Source organism: Brevundimonas sp. GW821-FHT10E09 (genome assembly GCF_058809375.1).
In genome coordinates this window covers 108,340-124,867 of record NZ_JBXASO010000005.1, presented here as the reverse complement: position 1 = coordinate 124,867, position 16,528 = coordinate 108,340, and the positions used below count along the sequence as shown (strand labels likewise).

Here is a 16,528-nt window from a genome sequence, read left to right as displayed (position 1 = left end):
GCGTCGCAACATCAGGGAGTCGCATCATGATCCGTCATCTGCTGGCCGGCGTCGCCGTCGCCGCCTTCGCCACCGCCGCAAACGCCCAATCCGCCGGCGAGGCCCGCGTGCTGGAGATCCTGAAGACCACCCCCCTGATCGACGGCCACAACGACCTGCCCTGGGCCTTGCGCCAGCAGTACGGAAACGACGTCTACGCCGTTGATCTGACGACCGATCTCGAGGCGACGACCCGGCTTCACACCGACATCGCCCGCCTGCGCGCCGGCGGCGTCGGCGGCCAGTTCTGGTCCGTCTACGTCCCCGCCAGCCTGACCCCGCTGGAAGCGGTCGAAGAGACCTTCGAACAGATCGACACGGCCAAGCGGATCATCGCCGCCCACCCCGACGTCTTCGGTCTGGCGACCACGGCGGACCAGGTCGACGCCGTCTTCGCCTCGGGCCGGATCGCCAGTCTGATCGGCATGGAGGGCGGCTATTCCATCGACGACTCCCTGGCCCTGCTGCGCGAGTTCCACCGCGCCGGCGCCCGCTACATGACCCTGACCCACTCCAAGACCACCACCTGGGCCGACAGCGCGACCGACGCCCCCAAATGGGGCGGGCTCAGCCCCTTCGGCGAGGACGTGGTGCGCGAGATGAACCGCCTGGGCATGATGGTGGATCTCAGCCACGTCTCGGAGGACACCATGCTGGACGCCATGCGGGTGTCCGACGCCCCGGTCATCTTCTCCCACTCCTCGGCGCGGGCGATCACGGCCCATCCCCGCAATGTGCCCGACCGGGTGCTGCGGATGATGCCTGAGGACGGGGGGATCGTGATGATCAATCTGGCCCCCGGCTTCGTCTCCGAACGGGTCCGCGCCTGGAACGCCGACCGCGCGGGCGAGGAGGCGCGGCTGAGGACCCTGAACCCCGGCGATCCGACCGCCGTCGAGGCCGGGCTGACCGCCTGGTCCGCCGCCCATCCGACGCCGGAGGCGACCCTGGCCGACGTCGTCGCCCATATCCAGCATGTGCGTCAGGTCGCGGGGATCGACCACGTCGGCCTGGGCGCAGACTTCGACGGCATCGGCAGCCTGCCCGAGGGCATGACCGGGGTGGACGCCTATCCCCGCATCCTCGCCGCCCTGATGGACGCCGGCTGGACCGAGGCCGACATCCGCAAGATCGCCGGCGAGAACCTGCTGCGCGTCATGCGCGCCGTCGAAGCCGCCGCCGCCGCCAAGGCGTCCGAGCGACCGTCGCTGGCCAAGCCGACCGCCGGATAGGCGGCTTGCCTTTCGGGCCGGGACCGGGCATCAGGCGCGCCTCACCCTGGACCCGGCCTGTTTGAAGCGTCGGGTGGCTATCCCGGCCGCCGATCCGCCGGGAAACCCGCCGCATACGATCATGGCCGCGCGCCAGGTCGGCGGCAGACCCCAGATGAACCCCACATGTCCCTTATCGCCTCCGCGCGCCAGCAATGGCTCGCCAACCCTCGCCGCGACCTGCTGGCGGGGACCGTCGTCGCCCTGGCCCTGATCCCCGAGGCTATCGCCTTCTCCATCATCGCCGGCGTCGATCCGGCCGTCGGCCTCTACGCCAGCGTCGTCATCGCCGTGACCATCGCCTTCGTCGGTGGTCGTCCGGCCATGATCTCGGCCGCCACCGGGGCCATGGCCCTGCTGATGGTCGGTCTGGTCCGCGACCACGGGCTGGAATACCTGTTCGCCGCCTCCATTCTGTGCGGCGTGTTCCAGATCATCATCGGCCTGCTGAAGCTGGGCCGCTACATCAGGTTCGTCAGCCGCAGCGTGATGACCGGCTTCGTCAACTCCCTGGCGATCCTGATCTTCCTGGCCCAGATGCCCGAGCTGATCGGCGCCAACTGGCAGACCTTCGCCCTGGTCGGGGCCGCCCTGGTCGTCATATACGGCTTCCCGCGCCTGACCAGGGCGGTGCCTTCGCCCCTGGTCGCCATCGTCCTGATCAGCGCCTTCGTCATCATGACCGGGCTGGACGTCCGCACCGTCGGCGACATGGGCCAGATGCCTTCGACCCTGCCGATGTTCCACCTGCCGGCCGTGCCCCTGACCTGGGAGACCCTGGCCGTCATCGCACCGATCTCGGCGACCCTGGCCTTCGTCGGTCTGCTGGAAAGCCTGCTGACCGCCAATCTGCTGGACGACATCACCGACACCCCCTCGGACAAGGACCGCGAAACCCGCGGCCAGGGCATCGCCAACATCCTGTCGCCCCTGTTCGGCGGCATGGCGGGCTGCGCCATGATCGGCCAGTCGATCATCAACGTCACCTCCGGCGCGCGCGGGCGGCTGTCGACCCTGTGGGCCGGCCTGTTCCTGCTGTTCCTGATCCTGGTGCTGCGCGACTGGGTCGCTCAGATCCCGATGGCGGCCCTGGTCGCCGTCATGATCATGGTGTCCATCGGCACCTTCGACTGGGGCTCGGTGCTGAAGCTGCGTTCGACCCCGTTCCAGTCGTCGGTGGTCATGATCGCCACCACCGTCACCGTGGTCGCCACCCATGACCTGTCGAAGGGCGTGATCCTGGGCGTGCTGCTCTCGGCGGTCTTCTTCATGCGCAAGGTCGGCAAGACCATCGCCGTGACCGAGATCGAGACCCCGGAGGAGGGCGTGCTGCGCTACCGCGTGACCGGCCAGCTGTTCTTCGCCTCAGCCGATCTGTTCGCCGCCAGCTTCGAACACCACGGCCACCCCAAGCGCGTCGAGATCGACATGACCGACGCCCATCTGTGGGACCTGACCGGCGTCGCCGCCGTGGACAAGGTCGTTTTCCGCTACCGCCGCCAGGGCGCCCAGGTGGAGGTCATCGGCATGAATCAGGCCGCCCGAACCCTGGTGGATCAGGTAGGCCGGTTCGAGAAGGAACACCTGCCGACGGCGGCGGCTCACTAAGGACGGCCTTGTGAAACAAGGGGTCTGCGAGGTCATGCAAAACGGCCCGCCCCGGAGCCAATGAAGGTTCGGAACGGGCCGTTTTCAGGCCTGCATCCAACCCGGACTTGGCCGCGCATACCGATGGTATATGGAGCGATTCGCGTCAAGCCCGGTGAAGACTGATCAGGTCAATACGTCATATCCCTGATCTCAGCCCCAGGCTTCGACCGCTCCACGGCGGCGGACGGGCGCGGCGCTGGCCAACTGGGTGCGGGGCTCCGCCTCGGCCCGGCCGAACAGCCAACCCTGGCCGTATTCCACGCCGAGCGCCTTCAACTCGGTCACGACGCCTTCGGTCTCGATCATTTCGGCGATGGTCTCGAGCTTCATGGAACGGCACAGCTCCACGATATTGCGCAGCAAGTCGCGGCCCAATTCGTCCGTCTCGAGATCGCGCACCAGGGAGCCGTCGATCTTGACCGCATCGACCGTCAGCTTGCGGAGGTAGTCGTAGGAAGCGGCGCCGGAGCCGAAGTCGTCGATACAGACCTTGATCCCGGTTTCGCGCAGGGCGGCCAGGCGGCGGTTGGCCGCCTCTATGTCGGCCAGGGCTGACGTCTCGGTGACCTCGACGATCAGGCGTTTGCGCTCTGCCGGCGATCCGGCGGTCATGTGCAGCAGCTGTTCGACATAGGTGTCGTCGCCCAGGGAGGATCCGGAGACGTTGATCGCCATCTTCAGCAGGCCGGCGCCCGGCGCCCGCATGCGTTTCAGCACCTTTTCGGCGACGGCGAGATCGAAGGATTCGATCAGATCCAGCTCCTCGGCCATGCGGATGGCGTTGGCCGGGCCGTTGTTGTTGGAGCTGAACCGCGCCAGGGCCTCGAAATGGTGGACCGAGCGAGAGGCGAGATGAACAATGGGCTGGTAGTGAACCTGGAACTCACGCGACTTGACCACGTTGCGGAAGGCCTCGGCGTCGCGGAAGGTGCGTTTCAGCGAGTCCGAGAAAGCGATCTGCGGATTGGCCAGGCCGTCATCCTTGAGGCAGCCTTCGATGGCGAACCGCATGGCGCGCAACACGCAAAGGGTGTCGGCGCCTTTGGGAACGCTGGAGATAAAGGACTCGGCGCCCAGGTCCACGCCTTCCGCGCGGCCAGCCTCGACGATCTCGGCCGCCAGGTCACGCGTGTCGCCGCTGGGGCGCAGGACGGCGAAACGTTCAGGCGTGATCTGGGCGGCTGACGAGCCCTGCGCGGCGGCGGACTGCAGCGTCGCCTCGATGCGGCGATACACCTTGTCGGCGACTTCGCCGCCGAGGCATTCGAGGCCTCTGATATCAAGAAAGGCCAGAGACAGGCCTGGGGCGCCCTCGACGATACAGGCCGCCTGAGCCAGAAATCCTTCCGCATCCGACAGGGGCGGGGTCTCGACGTCCGCCAGTGCGATGGCGGGACCTTCATAGGAGATCGAGCAGGATATGGCGGGGGCCAGCTGAGGCAGGATGAAGGCCCGGAGCGAGGCGCGTCGAACCCGGTCCGTTCCGACGCGGATCAGGATTTGTGTGGCGGGACTGCGCCCGCCCGGCTTGGTGGCCAGCAGAGTTTCGACGGCCCCTGCGCCTTCATGCAGGAAATCGAGCAGCGGCTTGCCGGTCCACAGGGCGCCGACATCCTGGCCCGGAGACGGCCCGGCCCCCAAGGCGAAGGCCACGGAGCCCTTGGCGTCGATCTCGACGAGCGCATCCGCAGATGCAAAGGCCAGACCCAGGAGGCGAGCAGTCATCGACATGCCGACAGCATGCATGGCGGCGCTTAAAAAATCGGCAACGGCGACAACGACCGCGGTTGTCGAAACGTGCCGGAGTCAGGCCTTGCGGTTGAAGGCGACGGCGCGACCGTCGCCCTGTGCGGCGCGGCCGTCGGCGGCATAGGCCGAAGCGGGCGTGCGGGCGGCGGCGACCTCATGGGCGATGGCGCGCACCAGGCCTTCCGAAATCTTCCGCGCCGCCTCGACTGCGCTGGCGTGGCGAGACAGAACGGCGTCAAAGGCGCGCGTGGCTTCGATCAACGCCATCCGATCGGTCGCCAGGCCGCCGCTGAGCAGGGCGGGATTGGCTTTCACATGGCCGGAGTCGCGACGATAGAGGTTGGCCATCTCCTGTGTCTCGGCCAGGCTGGCGGCGACGTCCTGGGGCCTGCCTTCTTCGAAGGCCCGCGTTTCGGCGGCCAGGCGATCCGTCAGGCGGCGCGTCAGGTCGAGCAACTGGCGGACGCGGGCGGTGGCGAGTTCGGCGTCGCTCATTGCGCGCCCTCCTGCATCTTCAGCATTTCGTTCATCACCGGCCCCGCCAGGCCGATGCCGCCCGCTGCGACCGTCTTCTTGGCCATCTCGTCCAGCAGGAAGCTGCGCCAGGTCGCTTCGCCCTGACCGCCGCCGAACAGGCCGTCGGTCGACAGGCCTTCGAACATCGGCTTCAGCATCTGCGACAGGAAGGACGCTTCGAAGGCCTCGGCGGTTTCCTTGATCTTGGCCTTGGTCGCATCGCCGACGCCGGCGGCCAGGCCCTGGACGGGGCGGATCAGGTCGGTAGGGACAGACAGGTCGGTCATGGTCACATCACCTCGATGTCGGCCTGCAGGGCGCCCGACGCCTTGATGGCCTGTAGGATGCTGATCATGTCGCGCGGGCTGACGCCCAGGGCGTTCAGGCCGTTGACCAGGGTGGACAGGCTGGTTCCACCGCCGACGATCCGCATCTGGGTGCCCAGATCCTCTTCGACGCTGACCTGGGAGTCGGGGATGACGGCGGTCTGGCCCTGGCTGAAGGGGGCAGGTTGACTGACGGACAGTTGTTCATCGACCGATATGGTCAGATTGCCCTGGGCGATGGCGACGCGCGAGATCCGCACCGCATCGCCCATGACGATGACGCCGTTGACCTCGTCGATGATCACCTTGGCCGGCGAATCGACCGTGACCGCCAGGTTCTCCACGCGGCTGATGAAGCCCGCCATGCCCAGCTGGCCGGGCGCGCGCAGGGTGACGACCGTGCCGTTCTCGGCCAGGGCCGTGCCGGGATAGGCAGCGTTGACCACGGCGGCGACGCGTTGGGCCGTGGTGAAGTCGGGGTTGCGCAGGTTCAGGCGCACCTCGTTCATATTGGACATCTCGAACCCGGTCTCGCGCTCGACCGAGGCCCCCGAGGCGATGCGGCCGGCGGTCGGCACGCCGCGCGTCACCGACGAGCCTGAACCGCCGGAAGCCGAGACGGCGCCGGTCTGAACCGAACCCTGGGCGACCGCATAGACCTGGCCGTCGGCGCCCTGGAGGCTGGTGACGACCAGCGCCCCGCCCAGGAGGCTCTTGGCGTCGCACATGGATGAGACATTGACGTCGATGCGCGAGCCGGGCGTGGCGAAGGCCGGCAGCTCGGCCGAGACCATGACGGCGGCCATGTTCTTGGTGTTGGCGTTGGCGCCGCGGATATTGACCCCGAGACGCTCGGTCATGCCTTCCAGCGATTGACGGGTGAAGGGGCAGTTGCGGAGCGAGTCGCCGGTTCCGTTCAGCCCCATGACCATGCCGTATCCGACCAGCTGGTTGCCGCGAACGCCCTCGACGGCGGCGATATCCTTGATTCGTGACTGGGCCAGGGCTGGAGACGCGACGAGGCCCAGCGCAGCAAAGGCGGTGAGAGGCGCGACAAGGCGGGCAAGCAGATTCTGCATCGGTCGGACGTCCCAAAGGCGTTTCATTCATTATGATGCGAAGATCGTGCCGTGGCTCAAGTCATTGAAAAAGGGGGATTGATGCTGTGAAGAGAGTCGAGGCGGCGGCAGTTTTTGCCTGGGCGTTAACCAAAAGGTCATCCCGTTCGCCAAAGGGTGGTCTCATGAGACGGAGCCTCCGCCGATGAAGGTCACAGGGACTACGGGACCCAGCGCGCCGACGGGCGGCAAGCCTGCGCGCGCCAGCGCCGGATTTTCGTTGGGCCAGACCGGCGCGACCGCCGCGCCGTCCGCCGCCTCCGCCAGTGCGGCGACATCGGGGGTCAATGACGTCTCGGCCCTGATGGCGCTCCAGGGGATCGAGGGCCCGCTGGAGAAGCGGCGTCGAGCGGTGAGGCGTGGCGCAGGTCTGCTGGACCGGCTGGACGAGATGAAGATGGCCCTGTTGTCCGGCGAGCCGGACGAGGCCGTGCTGCAGCAACTCTCCCGGACGTTGCGCGAGGATCGGCCCGATGACGGGGATGCAGGGCTGAACGACCTGCTGGACCAGATCGACCTGAGAGCATCGGTGGAACTGGCCAAGGCGGAGATGCGCCGCCGCAGCTCCGAAAGCTGAAAGCTTCAGTATTTCAAATCGGAGCGCGAAAACTGCGCGCCAAATGTCACGCGGTTCAACGCTTCGCCTAATCATGATCACGGAATCGCGAACGCCGTTGCCGGGACTCGCGGACCCCACTATACGGCCCATACGCCACAGGGGGGCGTGCTTAGAGAGCGTGAGTGCGATGAACGCTTTGGCGTCCGTTGTGTCCGACGAAACCGGTCCGTATCGGCCGTCTGACGACGAGCCGTTCATGAGTGAACGGCAGCTTGCCTATTTCAAGAAAAAGCTTCTGGACTGGAAGGACGACATCCTTCGAGAGTCCAAGGGCACGGTGGTCAATCTGAAGGCCGAGACCGAAAACCACCCCGATCTGGTGGATCGGGCTTCGTCGGAATCGGATCGCGCGCTGGAGTTGCGCACCCGGGATCGTCAACGCAAGCTGATCTCCAAGATCGATGACGCCCTGCGTCGGATCGAGGACGGGTCCTACGGCTATTGCGAGGACACCGGCGAACCGATCGGCCTGGGACGTCTCGAGGCCCGCCCGACGGCGACCCTGTCGGTCGAGGCCCAGGAACGCCACGAACGCCGCGAACGCGTCCACCGCGACGACTGATCTCAGACGGGCAAGGCCGGTTCGATGTCGGTCCGGCTGAAATCGTCGCCCTTGTAGAGCAGGGGCAGGTTGCGTTCCTTCGCCAGGGCGTAGGCGAAACAGTCGCCCAGGTTCAGCCTGGCTGGCGTGCGTTTGCCGAACCTTGTCTCGGCTTCCACCGCGATCCGCGCCGTCTCTCCGCCTGCGGCAGTGATCTCAATGCGAAGAGCATCCATCAGCGCGAGCAGACTTTGCTGGCCGTCGGGGCCGAGGACGCGGCGCGCGGCGACTGTCGTCTCCCAAAACCCGAGCGGCGACAACAGTGACGGTGTTTCAACCAGCAACTTTATAAAAGCGTCTGCCTCCGGCTCTCCGGCCAAGATGGCGACCAAAGCCGACGCATCGACGACGATCATTTTGGAAGGCCGTCCTCGTCATAAAAATCGTCGTCCGTTGGCCATGTCGCCAATCTCGGCATCGCGCTGACGCGAGCCAGGATGGCTTCGACCGCCGCGCGACGGCGCGCGGCGTCTTCGGATGTTTGAGCTTCGTCCGCCGCGATGCGCTCAGCCAGCATCGTCTCCACCAGTTCGGTGATCGACTTGCCTTCGCTCTTGGCGCGTTGGCGTAGTCGTTCGGCGACTTCGGGCTTCCTGATCTGCACGGGAGCGTTCATGACGGCGATAAGTCTATCATGACGGGTGTTTCGATCCAACCCGCGCCTTGACTTCGCCGGGTTGCGGCGCGACCTAGCCGCCTCGCTTTCAAGGTCGCTATCTCATGTCCGTCAAGGTTCGTTTCGCCCCGTCGCCGACGGGTAAGTTGCACGTCGGCAATGTCCGCACCGCCCTGGTGAACTGGCTGTTCGCCAAGGGGCAGGGCGGCTCGTTCGTGCTGCGCATCGACGACACCGATCTGGCGCGCTCCACGCCCGAGTTCGAACAGGGGATCGAGGACGACCTGTCCTGGCTGGGTCTGACCTGGGACGAGCGTTACAACCAGTCCAAGCGGTTCGACCGCTACGAAGAGGCCGCCGCCAGGCTGAAGGCGTCCGGCCGGCTTTATCCCGCCTATGAGACCGCCGACGAACTGGATCGCCGTCGCAAGGTGCAGTTGTCGCGCGGCCTGCCGCCGATCTATGACCGCGCCGCGCTTGAGCTGACCGAAGATCAGAAGGCCGCCTATGAGGCCGAGGGCCGTCGTCCCCACTGGCGCTTCAAGCTGGAAGGCAAGCGCGTCGCCTGGGAAGACCTTGCGCGCGGCCATGCCGAGGTCGACACCGCCTCCATGTCCGACCCGGTCCTGATCCGCGAGGACGGCCTGTTCCTCTACACCCTGCCGTCCGTGGTCGACGACATCGACATGGCCATCAGCCACATCATCCGGGGCGAGGACCACGTCACCAACACCGGCGCCCAGATCGAGATCTTCGAAGCCCTGGGCGCGACGATTCCCGGCTTCGCCCATATGCCGCTGCTGGTCGGCGCCGACGGCGCGGCCCTGTCGAAACGTCTGGGTTCGCTGTCGATCAGCGACATGCGCGACCAGGGCTATGAGCCGATCGCCATCACCAGCCATCTGGGCCGGATCGGCACCTCGGATCCGCTGGAAGTGGCCGAGTCGGTGCAGGCTCTGGGCGCCAGTTTCGCCTTCACCAAGATGGGACGTTCGCCGGCGCGCTATGACACGGCGGACCTGGACCGGCTGAACGCCCAGGCGCTGCACGTCATGGACTACCTCACGGCCCAGCCGCGGCTACAGACGCTGGACGCCGACCTGGGCGAGGCCTTCTGGTCGGTGGTGCGGGGCAACCTCAGCAGGTTCGCCGATGTGGTTGAAATGGCGAAGATCGTACGCGGCCCGATCCAGCCGGTGATCGAGGACGCGGCCTTCATCGACGCCGCCGCCGCCCTGCTGCCGGAAGTGATCGACGACACCGCCTGGTCCGCCTGGACCAACGCCGTCAAGACCGAGACCGGCGCCAAGGGCAAGGCCCTGTTCATGCCGTTGCGTCTGGCCCTGACGGGTCAGGCGCATGGGCCCGACATGGCGGCCATGGCGCCGCTGATCGGTCGTGAGACCATTCAGCGGCGGCTGAAAGGCGAGGCGGCCTAAGGCCGCCCCCGCCCGATCAGGCGTTGCAGACCGCCAGTTCTTCAGCGCTCAGCTCGGTTCCCTTGTAGGTGAAGGCGGTCACGGGGCCGAACTTCTGCACCACGCGGCGGCAGGCGCGCGTCGCCGGCTGTTCCGTGCCGCCCGAGGCGGTGCAGGCCGCGCCTTCGCAGGACCAGCGGGCGCCGTCTATGATGGTGGCGCGGGCCGGCGCCTTGGCCGAATCGGCCAGGGTCAGGCGGGTGGCGGCGGGGGCCTGGGCCACGGCCGGGGCGGCCGCGAACAGAGCGGCGGCGATGAGCAGGGCGCGCATGAGCAAGTCTCCGGATTGAAGAACGGCGTCGTGCCGTCGCGCCAATGTCAGTTTTCGATAAAAACTGTCAAGACGCGCCCGCATTATTTGTTAGCGCCGATCACCTATCGGCGATCATATTGCTGCACGGCCGTGTCGGCGTCGCCCTGGATCAGCACCATGGCCTCTTCCACCGACTCCGCCACCGTCCAGGCGTCAAGGAAGGAGGCGGGGGTCATGCCTTCGTCCACGCTGTGACGCATCAGGGCGAAGAAGCCTTCCCAGAAGCCGTTCAGGTTCAGGAAGACAACCGGCTTCTGGTGCAGGTCCAGGCGTTTCCAAGACAGCAGTTCCACGACTTCTTCCAAGGTGCCGATGCCGCCGGGCGCGACCACGAAGGCGTCGGACTGGTCGTACATCAGCTGTTTGCGCTCGTGCATCGAGGTGACGACGACGGTCTCGACCTCGTCGAACAGGCGTTCGCGGCTGCGCAGGAAGGCCGGCATGATGCCGACGACACGGCCGCCGGCGTCATGGGCGCCGCGCGCCGAGGCGCCCATCAGGCCCACGCCGCCGCCGCCATAGACCAGACGCCAGCCCGCCTCGGCGGTGGCCCTGCCGAAGGCGCGGGCGGCCTCGGTGTAGGCGGGATCGGCGCGGTCGGAAGAGCCGCAGAACAGGCAGACGGACGGGCCGTCGAAGGGCTGGATCAAAACGGGGGGCAGGGACATGGAGCCTCAACTGAACGAATGCTGGCTCGGCCCATGGCCAAACCGGCGGCGGTCGGGGTAACAGAATCCCCGGGCGCTTGGCCGCCAGCCTTATATCGTCGGGACGCAGGATGAAACGTCGGATCATCGCCATGGCCGCCGTATCCGTGACTATGGTCGCGGCCCTGTCGGCCTGTTCCCGGGACGGCGAGGGCGCGCCGCGCGCGGTGGACGCTGAGGCGACCTCCCCCTGGGTGCAGCCTCCTCATGTTCAGACCGCAAGGCGCGACGGGGCGATGATCCTGGTTCAGGGCCGGGCGGGGCCCGACGCTCGCGTTGTGCTACGCGGGGCCGACGGGGCGGCGGTGGCGGTCGGCGCCGACGCTACGGGACGATTCGAGCTGCGCGTTCCGGCCGCGCCGGGGGACATCCGGCTGACGCCCGAGGTTCAGGTCGGCGAGGACGCCGCGCCGTCTCCCGAAACTCTGGTGCTGATTAGGGGCGGGGCGGGGCCTATCGTGCTGGTCGCGGCCGGCGAGCCGACGGTGCGGCTGGACGGTCAAGGCGCGCTGGACGCGGTCGATTCCGATGGATCGGCGGTCATCGTGTCCGGCCGATCGAACGGCGCGCCCCCGGTCGTTCTGATCGACGGGGAGCGCGCGGAGGTCATGCGCGGACCGGGCGGGCGCTGGCGGGCCAGGGCGCCGGGCGGCGGGGCCGCCACGATCGACATCGACGGGACACGGTTCGCCTTTCCCGGATTGGGCGCCCAGTCGGACTTCACCCCGGTGCGAGCCGGCGAAGGCTGGCGACTGACCTGGCCGACGGGACCCAGCGGCCGTCAGACCGTCTGGCTTCCGGATCGCGGCGCCTAGGGCGCCGAACTTAGGAAGTTGTTAACCGAAGCGTCCAATGAAGGATCTGTCCCTTTTTGGGACGCACCATCACCGAACCTTTTTCAACCCGGCGTCCGCGTCGGGTTCTTTTTGTCTCGAGCTCAGACGGCCCGGTTGTCGATCAGCCGGGTCTTGCCCAGCCAGGCGGCGGCCAGGATGCGCGCCGGGGCGTCGACGACGCCGTCGCGGAACGGCGACAGGTCCTCGGCATGGCGAACGGCGACATAGTCGATCCGTTCGAACCCGGCCTTGAGGATGGCGGAATAGGCGTCCCGTTCGACGCCGGGCAGTGGGCGGCCCGCGGCGGCGCCGGCGGCGGCCTCGGCCAGGATCACGTTCAGGCGGCGGGCGACGGCCAGTTCGGCGTCGGACAGATAGTCGTTGCGCGAAGACAGGGCGAGGCCGGTCTCATCCCGCTGGGTCGGGGCGCCGATGATCTCGACCGGCAGGTCCAGGTCGCGGACGAAGCGACGGATCACCATCAGCTGCTGATAGTCCTTCTCGCCGAACACGGCGACGTCGGGCTGGACCTGGTTGAACAGCTTGGTCACGACCAGGGCGACCCCGCCGAACATCTGGGGCCGGAAATCGCCTTCCAGCCCAAGCGCAGGCCCGGCCACGGCGACGCTGGTGGCGAAGCCCTGCGGGTACATTTCCTCCGGCGTCGGGGCGAACATCAGATGGCAGCCGGCGCCGGCCAGCAGGCGGGCGTCCTCCTCCTGACGGCGAGGATAGCGGCCCAGGTCCTCGTTGGCGGCGAACTGGGTCGGATTGACGAAGTTGGAGGCCACGACGCGGTCGGCGCGGCGGCCGGCCTCGCGCACCAGGGTCAGATGGCCTTCGTGCAGGGCGCCCATGGTCGGAACCATGCCGACGGTCAGGCCTTGTCTTTTCCAGTCACGCACGACGGCGCGCAAATCCGCCACGGTGTGGACGACGGGGAGGGACGCAGGCTCGGTCATGGTGAAGCGGTTAACCCTTTGGCTTAAGCGTGTTGATGCACCAGACTTCAAACCCTGGCGGCTAGGGTCGTGCTTATGACGCCAGCACGAGCGACCCGTCCAGTTCTGATCGCGCTTACCTTGGCCCTTGCCGGCTGTGGGGCGGTCGAGGGCGACCGCCAGAGTTTCCAGGCGATGGCCGAGCGCGTGGCCGCCATCGACATCCCGCTGGATCCCAAGGCCATCGGTCCCGGCGCGGCGTCGCGTCAGACAGCGCAGGCCCAGGGCTTGCGTCCCGCCAAATTCTCACCCGTGCATGTGGCGGTGCTCACGCCGCATCAGATGTGGGATGCGCGGGACGTCCTGAGCCGGGGCGGCTCTCTGGCGTTGGCCGAAGACAAGAGCGACGACGGCCTGCGCGGCGCCGTGACGCGTATGGCGGAGCCGGCGGTCGAGCCGGCCCTGCGCGCCGCTGCGCCGGTCGTGGCCAGGGCCATGGTCGAACAGGCTGTCGCGCGGAGCGAGCCGCCCATGCTGCGCCCCGCCGTCGTTGACGCAGGTCCGCGCGCCGAAGGCCGCATGGTCCAGCTGGGCGCCTATTCCAGCCGGGCCGGGGCGCAGGCCGCCTGGACGCAGCTGAAGGCCCGCGCCAGCCTGTCGAACCTGTCGCCGGTGTTCGAGGGCGTCGAGGTCAACGGCCGCAGCCTGACGCGGCTGAAGGTCGGGCCGATTCCGGTCGAGGCCGCGTCCGCCCTGTGCGCCGCCGCCCAGGTGGCGGACCCGTGGTGCCGCCGCGCCAGCTGAACTTCGGGCTGAAGTCCACAGCTACGCGTTAACGCCTCGTTGACGTTTGCGGCCGGTGCGCCGACTCTGCCCCGTCCGAAGGCCGCGCAGTGTTGAGTCGCGTCGGTCGCCACAGAGGGTTTCCTCCATGACGCAGCCTCACGTGATCGTCCTCGGCAACGAGAAGGGCGGGGCGGGCAAGTCCACCCTGGCGATCCATATCGTCACCGGCCTGCTGCATGCGGGGCGCTCTGTCGCGATCATCGATCTGGACCTGCGCCAGCGGTCGATGCAGCGGTTCTTCACCAATCGCCTGGCCTGGCTGGCGGCGAACAGGCAGGAATTGCCCCAGCCCTTCATGCCCGACATGGGCGACGGCAAGGCCCTGGCCAAGGGCGGGGTGGACGAGCAGATCGCCGCCTTCGAACGCGCCTTCGACGAGGCCGTGGCGGCCGGGGTGGACGCCATCCTGATCGACACCCCCGGCGGCGACACCGCCGTGTCCAGCGCGGCCCACGCGCGGGCTGACCAGATCGTGACGCCGATGAACGACAGTTTCGTCGACTTCGACCTGCTGGGCGAGGTGGACCCCGTGTCGCTGGATCTGCTGAAACCCTCGATCTATTCCGAAAGCGTCTGGGAGGCGCGCAAGGTCCGGGCGATCAGCCAGGGCCGGAACGCCACCATCGACTGGCTGGTGGTGACCAATCGCCTGGCCGTCGCCGAGGCGCGCAACCGCAAACGCCTGGAAGAGCGGATGAACAAGCTGGCCAAACGGGTCGGTTTCCGCGTCGGGCCGGGCCTGCGCGACCGGGTCATCTATCGCGAACTGTTCCCGTTCGGCCTGACCGTCGCCGACCTGTCGAACGACATCCGTCCGGTGGCCGTGTCCCTGGCCCATGTCGCGGCGCGCCAGGAACTGCGCAATCTGATGAAGGCCATGGGGCTGGAACAGGCCCTGGCCCCTCTGGACGTGGCCGCCTGAAAGGCGATCTGAGCGTATGGGCCTGATCTGGCTGGCCCTGGCGGCGATCGCCGTCTGGGCCCTGGTGCGGCTGGGCCGCCAGACCGAGCGGCGCGGCCGGGCCCATTGGCGCGTGACGGCGACCCTGCTGGGAGCGGTGCTGCTGGCCGGAGGCGCCTTGTCGGCGTTTCGCGGCGCCTGGCTGTGGGCGGGCGTGCTGGCGACGGCGGGGCTGTATCTGGCCTGGTCGTCGCGCATCCGGCCCGTGGTGCGATCCGAACCGATCAGCGAAGCCGACGCCCGCGCCGTTCTGGGCGTGCGTCCCGGCGCGACCGAGCCCGAGATCCGCACGGCCTGGAAAAAGGCCATGGGCCGCGCCCACCCCGACCAGGGCGGAACCGAGGGCCTGGCGACGCGGGTCAATGCGGCGCGGGACAGGCTGTTGAGAAAGACCGGACGCGACTGATCGTCCCCGCGCTTTCGCTGCGAAGTTCATGGAGGGCTGGGCGGGGCGCCGGGCCTTCGCCCGGAGTTTTGTGTTTTGGTTACCGTTTCGACGAAGGTTTGACGCCCCGCGCGGTTGGTTGGCCTGCAAGCTCGGGGCGCCGAGCGGTGGCGGTCTTATCGCCTAACCCCATAAGCCTGCGACGGGTCGGCAGGGTCTGCGAAGAACCGTCCCGAGTGCGATCGAGTATCCCCCTCGACCCTCCGCCGGCGCACCATGTGTCGCCGTCGGCGCGGAGGAGTTGCACCCCCGCTCCCGTTCCATCCGCTCCCGCCGCCGCAAGGTCGCAGGCCAAGCGAGCCCTCCAAGCGACGAGACCGGGCGTGATTATAGGGGGCGGGGAGACCCTGGCGGGGAAGTCGGGGCGAGAAACTGACAAGCCCTTGGAAACGTTACGGCAGGACCAGCGTCATTGTGACAGTTGGGGCCGTTCGGGCCCCCTCCGTCTCGCCGGCTTCGCCGGCGATCCACCTCCCCCAAGGGGGGAGGATTTTGGTGTTCGCATTCCTCCCCCCTTGGGGGAGGTGTCGCGGCGCAAAGCGCCGTGACGGAGGGGGCAAACGCCTCGGAAAAGTTGGTGGGGCGCCAAGAGCCCCTCCACCCCTACGGGGGTCCCGAGACAGCGCGCCATTCAATCGGGCGACGCTGGAATGGGGCGGAAGTTCGTCTCAGGCGTAGTTGAAGCTGATCGAGATGCGGTCGGACTTGGCCTGGTTGGTCGGGACCTCGTGGCGCAGCCAGCTTTCCCACATCAGGATCGTGCCGGGGCGGGGCGTCAGATAGACGAAGGGGCGTTCGGCCTCGGTCGCGTCCTCGGTGACGGAGGGGCGGGCCATCATGAAGGGCAGGCGGGGGTCTTCCAGTTTCAGCGACGAGGCGCCGTCAGGGATGTCGATATAGACGGTGCCCGACAGGAAGGCGTGAGGATGGATATGGCTGGTGTGGCCGCCGCCGGGCTTGAGGATGTTGACCCAGAGATTGTCGAGCCGGGGCTTGCGGGCCAGGTCGAAATTCAGGGCCTTGGCGTAGGCGACGGCGTGCCGGTCGAGGTGGCGTTTCAACTCGGCGAACTCGGGGAAGCGCTGGGGCAGGTCGTTCAGCGAGGCGTAGGAGGTGTAGCCGCGATAGGCGTTGTCGCGGCACCAGCGGCGGCCGGCCGCGTCCTCCTCGGCCATCATGCGGACGACGTCGATCAGTTGCTCGTTGAACTCGGCCCAGCCTCGGCCCTCGGCGAGGGAGGCTTCATAGACCTGGGTGACGAAGAGGGGGCGCAGGGACATGGAGGAGGGATAGCGGAAGGCGAGGGAAACTTCACCTCCCTGTTCGCGAAGGCGAACGGGGAGGACCGGCGGCCGTAGGTCGCCAGGAATGGGCGAAGGGGTGGTGAAGGCGTAGGTCTGTCTGAGACCGAGTCGCCCCCGCCTGATCGCTGCGCGATCTGTCCTCCCCATCGGCCTTCGCCGATGGGGAGGTGAAGACACAGCCGCCGCGCCTCG

18 protein-coding genes, 2 pseudogenes and 1 other annotated feature are annotated in these 16,528 nt (G+C 67.7%); of the genes and pseudogenes, 9 read left to right on the top strand and 11 right to left on the bottom strand.

Annotated features, from left to right (window positions below; genetic code table 11):
- Nucleotides 1-26 precede the first annotated feature (26 nt).
- Both AC1RSI_RS06480 and AC1RSI_RS06475 read left to right on the top strand, forming a co-directional pair.
- Nucleotides 27-1,271, top strand: a complete 1,245-nt coding sequence (locus AC1RSI_RS06480; protein WP_035308273.1) for a dipeptidase — start codon at nucleotides 27-29, stop codon at nucleotides 1,269-1,271.
- Between the two features lie 45 nt (nucleotides 1,272-1,316).
- Nucleotides 1,317-1,378, top strand: a sequence feature (sul1 is cis-regulatory element that is thought to sense ions involved in sulfur or methionine metabolism; They are found in Alphaproteobacteria).
- 58 nt (nucleotides 1,379-1,436) lie between these two features.
- On the top strand, nucleotides 1,437-2,918 hold the full coding sequence (locus tag AC1RSI_RS06475; RefSeq protein WP_081836179.1) for a SulP family inorganic anion transporter: 1,482 nt from the start codon (nucleotides 1,437-1,439) through the stop codon (nucleotides 2,916-2,918).
- 170 nt (nucleotides 2,919-3,088) lie between these two features.
- Here AC1RSI_RS06475 and AC1RSI_RS06470 read toward each other — a convergent pair.
- The 5 genes and pseudogenes from AC1RSI_RS06470 to AC1RSI_RS06450 form a co-directional block, all read right to left on the bottom strand.
- Nucleotides 3,089-3,151 (bottom strand): annotated as a pseudogene (locus AC1RSI_RS06470) (hypothetical protein); the annotation flags it as partial.
- Between the two features lie 49 nt (nucleotides 3,152-3,200).
- A pseudogene (locus AC1RSI_RS06465) lies at nucleotides 3,201-3,971 on the bottom strand (EAL domain-containing protein); the annotation flags it as partial.
- Nucleotides 3,972-4,766: 795 nt separating this feature from the next.
- A complete protein-coding gene (locus AC1RSI_RS06460; protein WP_008259237.1) occupies nucleotides 4,767-5,204 on the bottom strand; it encodes a hypothetical protein in 438 nt (145 codons plus the stop codon).
- Entirely contained in the window at nucleotides 5,201-5,512 is a 312-nt protein-coding gene (locus AC1RSI_RS06455; protein WP_008263546.1) for a rod-binding protein, read from the bottom strand. The genes AC1RSI_RS06460 and AC1RSI_RS06455 overlap by 4 nt, the downstream gene beginning before the upstream one ends.
- A gap of 2 nt (nucleotides 5,513-5,514) precedes the next feature.
- Nucleotides 5,515-6,630, bottom strand: a complete 1,116-nt coding sequence (locus tag AC1RSI_RS06450) for a flagellar basal body P-ring protein FlgI (protein WP_035308278.1) — start codon at nucleotides 6,628-6,630, stop codon at nucleotides 5,515-5,517.
- A gap of 184 nt (nucleotides 6,631-6,814) precedes the next feature.
- Between AC1RSI_RS06450 and AC1RSI_RS06445 the strand changes: the two genes are divergently transcribed.
- Both AC1RSI_RS06445 and dksA read left to right on the top strand, forming a co-directional pair.
- Nucleotides 6,815-7,246, top strand: coding sequence for a flagellar assembly protein FliX (locus AC1RSI_RS06445; protein ID WP_291755376.1), 432 nt, complete (start codon nucleotides 6,815-6,817; stop codon nucleotides 7,244-7,246).
- Nucleotides 7,247-7,415: 169 nt separating this feature from the next.
- Nucleotides 7,416-7,850: an RNA polymerase-binding protein DksA gene (gene dksA / locus AC1RSI_RS06440; RefSeq protein ID WP_081836181.1), complete on the top strand. Its 435-nt coding sequence runs from the start codon at nucleotides 7,416-7,418 to the stop codon at nucleotides 7,848-7,850.
- Between the two features lie 2 nt (nucleotides 7,851-7,852).
- Here the strand turns inward: dksA and AC1RSI_RS06435 are convergent, their stop codons facing one another.
- Nucleotides 7,853-8,245: a type II toxin-antitoxin system VapC family toxin gene (locus tag AC1RSI_RS06435; protein ID WP_008260490.1), complete on the bottom strand. Its 393-nt coding sequence runs from the start codon at nucleotides 8,243-8,245 to the stop codon at nucleotides 7,853-7,855.
- On the bottom strand, nucleotides 8,242-8,505 hold the full coding sequence (locus tag AC1RSI_RS06430) for a type II toxin-antitoxin system VapB family antitoxin (protein WP_050771660.1): 264 nt from the start codon (nucleotides 8,503-8,505) through the stop codon (nucleotides 8,242-8,244). The genes AC1RSI_RS06435 and AC1RSI_RS06430 overlap by 4 nt, the downstream gene beginning before the upstream one ends.
- Nucleotides 8,506-8,609: 104 nt before the next feature.
- Here AC1RSI_RS06430 and gltX point away from each other — a divergent pair, with 104 nt between their 5' ends.
- The gene (gene gltX, locus AC1RSI_RS06425; protein ID WP_154725531.1) at nucleotides 8,610-9,944 is read left to right on the top strand and encodes a glutamate--tRNA ligase; all 1,335 of its coding nucleotides are present in this window, start codon (nucleotides 8,610-8,612) and stop codon (nucleotides 9,942-9,944) included.
- Nucleotides 9,945-9,960: 16 nt separating this feature from the next.
- On the opposite strand, the gene AC1RSI_RS06420 is transcribed toward gltX, so the two are convergent.
- Together AC1RSI_RS06420 and AC1RSI_RS06415 are read right to left on the bottom strand one after the other, a co-directional pair.
- Complete coding sequence (locus AC1RSI_RS06420) at nucleotides 9,961-10,254, bottom strand: DUF8200 family protein (protein ID WP_035308281.1); 294 nt, start codon at nucleotides 10,252-10,254, stop codon at nucleotides 9,961-9,963.
- A 104-nt stretch (nucleotides 10,255-10,358) separates the two neighbouring features.
- Nucleotides 10,359-10,964: an LOG family protein gene (locus AC1RSI_RS06415; protein WP_154725530.1), complete on the bottom strand. Its 606-nt coding sequence runs from the start codon at nucleotides 10,962-10,964 to the stop codon at nucleotides 10,359-10,361.
- 110 nt (nucleotides 10,965-11,074) lie between these two features.
- Between AC1RSI_RS06415 and AC1RSI_RS06410 the strand changes: the two genes are divergently transcribed.
- A complete protein-coding gene (locus AC1RSI_RS06410) occupies nucleotides 11,075-11,818 on the top strand; it encodes a hypothetical protein (protein WP_154725529.1) in 744 nt (247 codons plus the stop codon).
- A 122-nt stretch (nucleotides 11,819-11,940) separates the two neighbouring features.
- Here the strand turns inward: AC1RSI_RS06410 and panC are convergent, their stop codons facing one another.
- The gene (panC, locus tag AC1RSI_RS06405; RefSeq protein WP_154725528.1) at nucleotides 11,941-12,801 is read right to left on the bottom strand and encodes a pantoate--beta-alanine ligase; all 861 of its coding nucleotides are present in this window, start codon (nucleotides 12,799-12,801) and stop codon (nucleotides 11,941-11,943) included.
- Between the two features lie 120 nt (nucleotides 12,802-12,921).
- On the opposite strand from panC, the gene AC1RSI_RS06400 reads away from it, so the two are divergent.
- The 3 genes from AC1RSI_RS06400 (at nucleotide 12,922) to AC1RSI_RS06390 (ending at nucleotide 14,993) form a co-directional block, all read left to right on the top strand.
- Nucleotides 12,922-13,584, top strand: coding sequence for an SPOR domain-containing protein (locus tag AC1RSI_RS06400; RefSeq protein WP_196066325.1), 663 nt, complete (start codon nucleotides 12,922-12,924; stop codon nucleotides 13,582-13,584).
- Nucleotides 13,585-13,711: 127 nt separating this feature from the next.
- On the top strand, nucleotides 13,712-14,548 hold the full coding sequence (locus tag AC1RSI_RS06395; protein ID WP_035308288.1) for a division plane positioning ATPase MipZ: 837 nt from the start codon (nucleotides 13,712-13,714) through the stop codon (nucleotides 14,546-14,548).
- 16 nt (nucleotides 14,549-14,564) lie between these two features.
- The gene (locus tag AC1RSI_RS06390) at nucleotides 14,565-14,993 is read left to right on the top strand and encodes a J domain-containing protein (protein ID WP_035308290.1); all 429 of its coding nucleotides are present in this window, start codon (nucleotides 14,565-14,567) and stop codon (nucleotides 14,991-14,993) included.
- Between the two features lie 707 nt (nucleotides 14,994-15,700).
- On the opposite strand, the gene AC1RSI_RS06385 is transcribed toward AC1RSI_RS06390, so the two are convergent.
- Nucleotides 15,701-16,312, bottom strand: coding sequence for a TIGR02466 family protein (locus AC1RSI_RS06385; RefSeq protein ID WP_008259957.1), 612 nt, complete (start codon nucleotides 16,310-16,312; stop codon nucleotides 15,701-15,703).
- Between the last annotated feature and the right edge of the window lie 216 nt (nucleotides 16,313-16,528).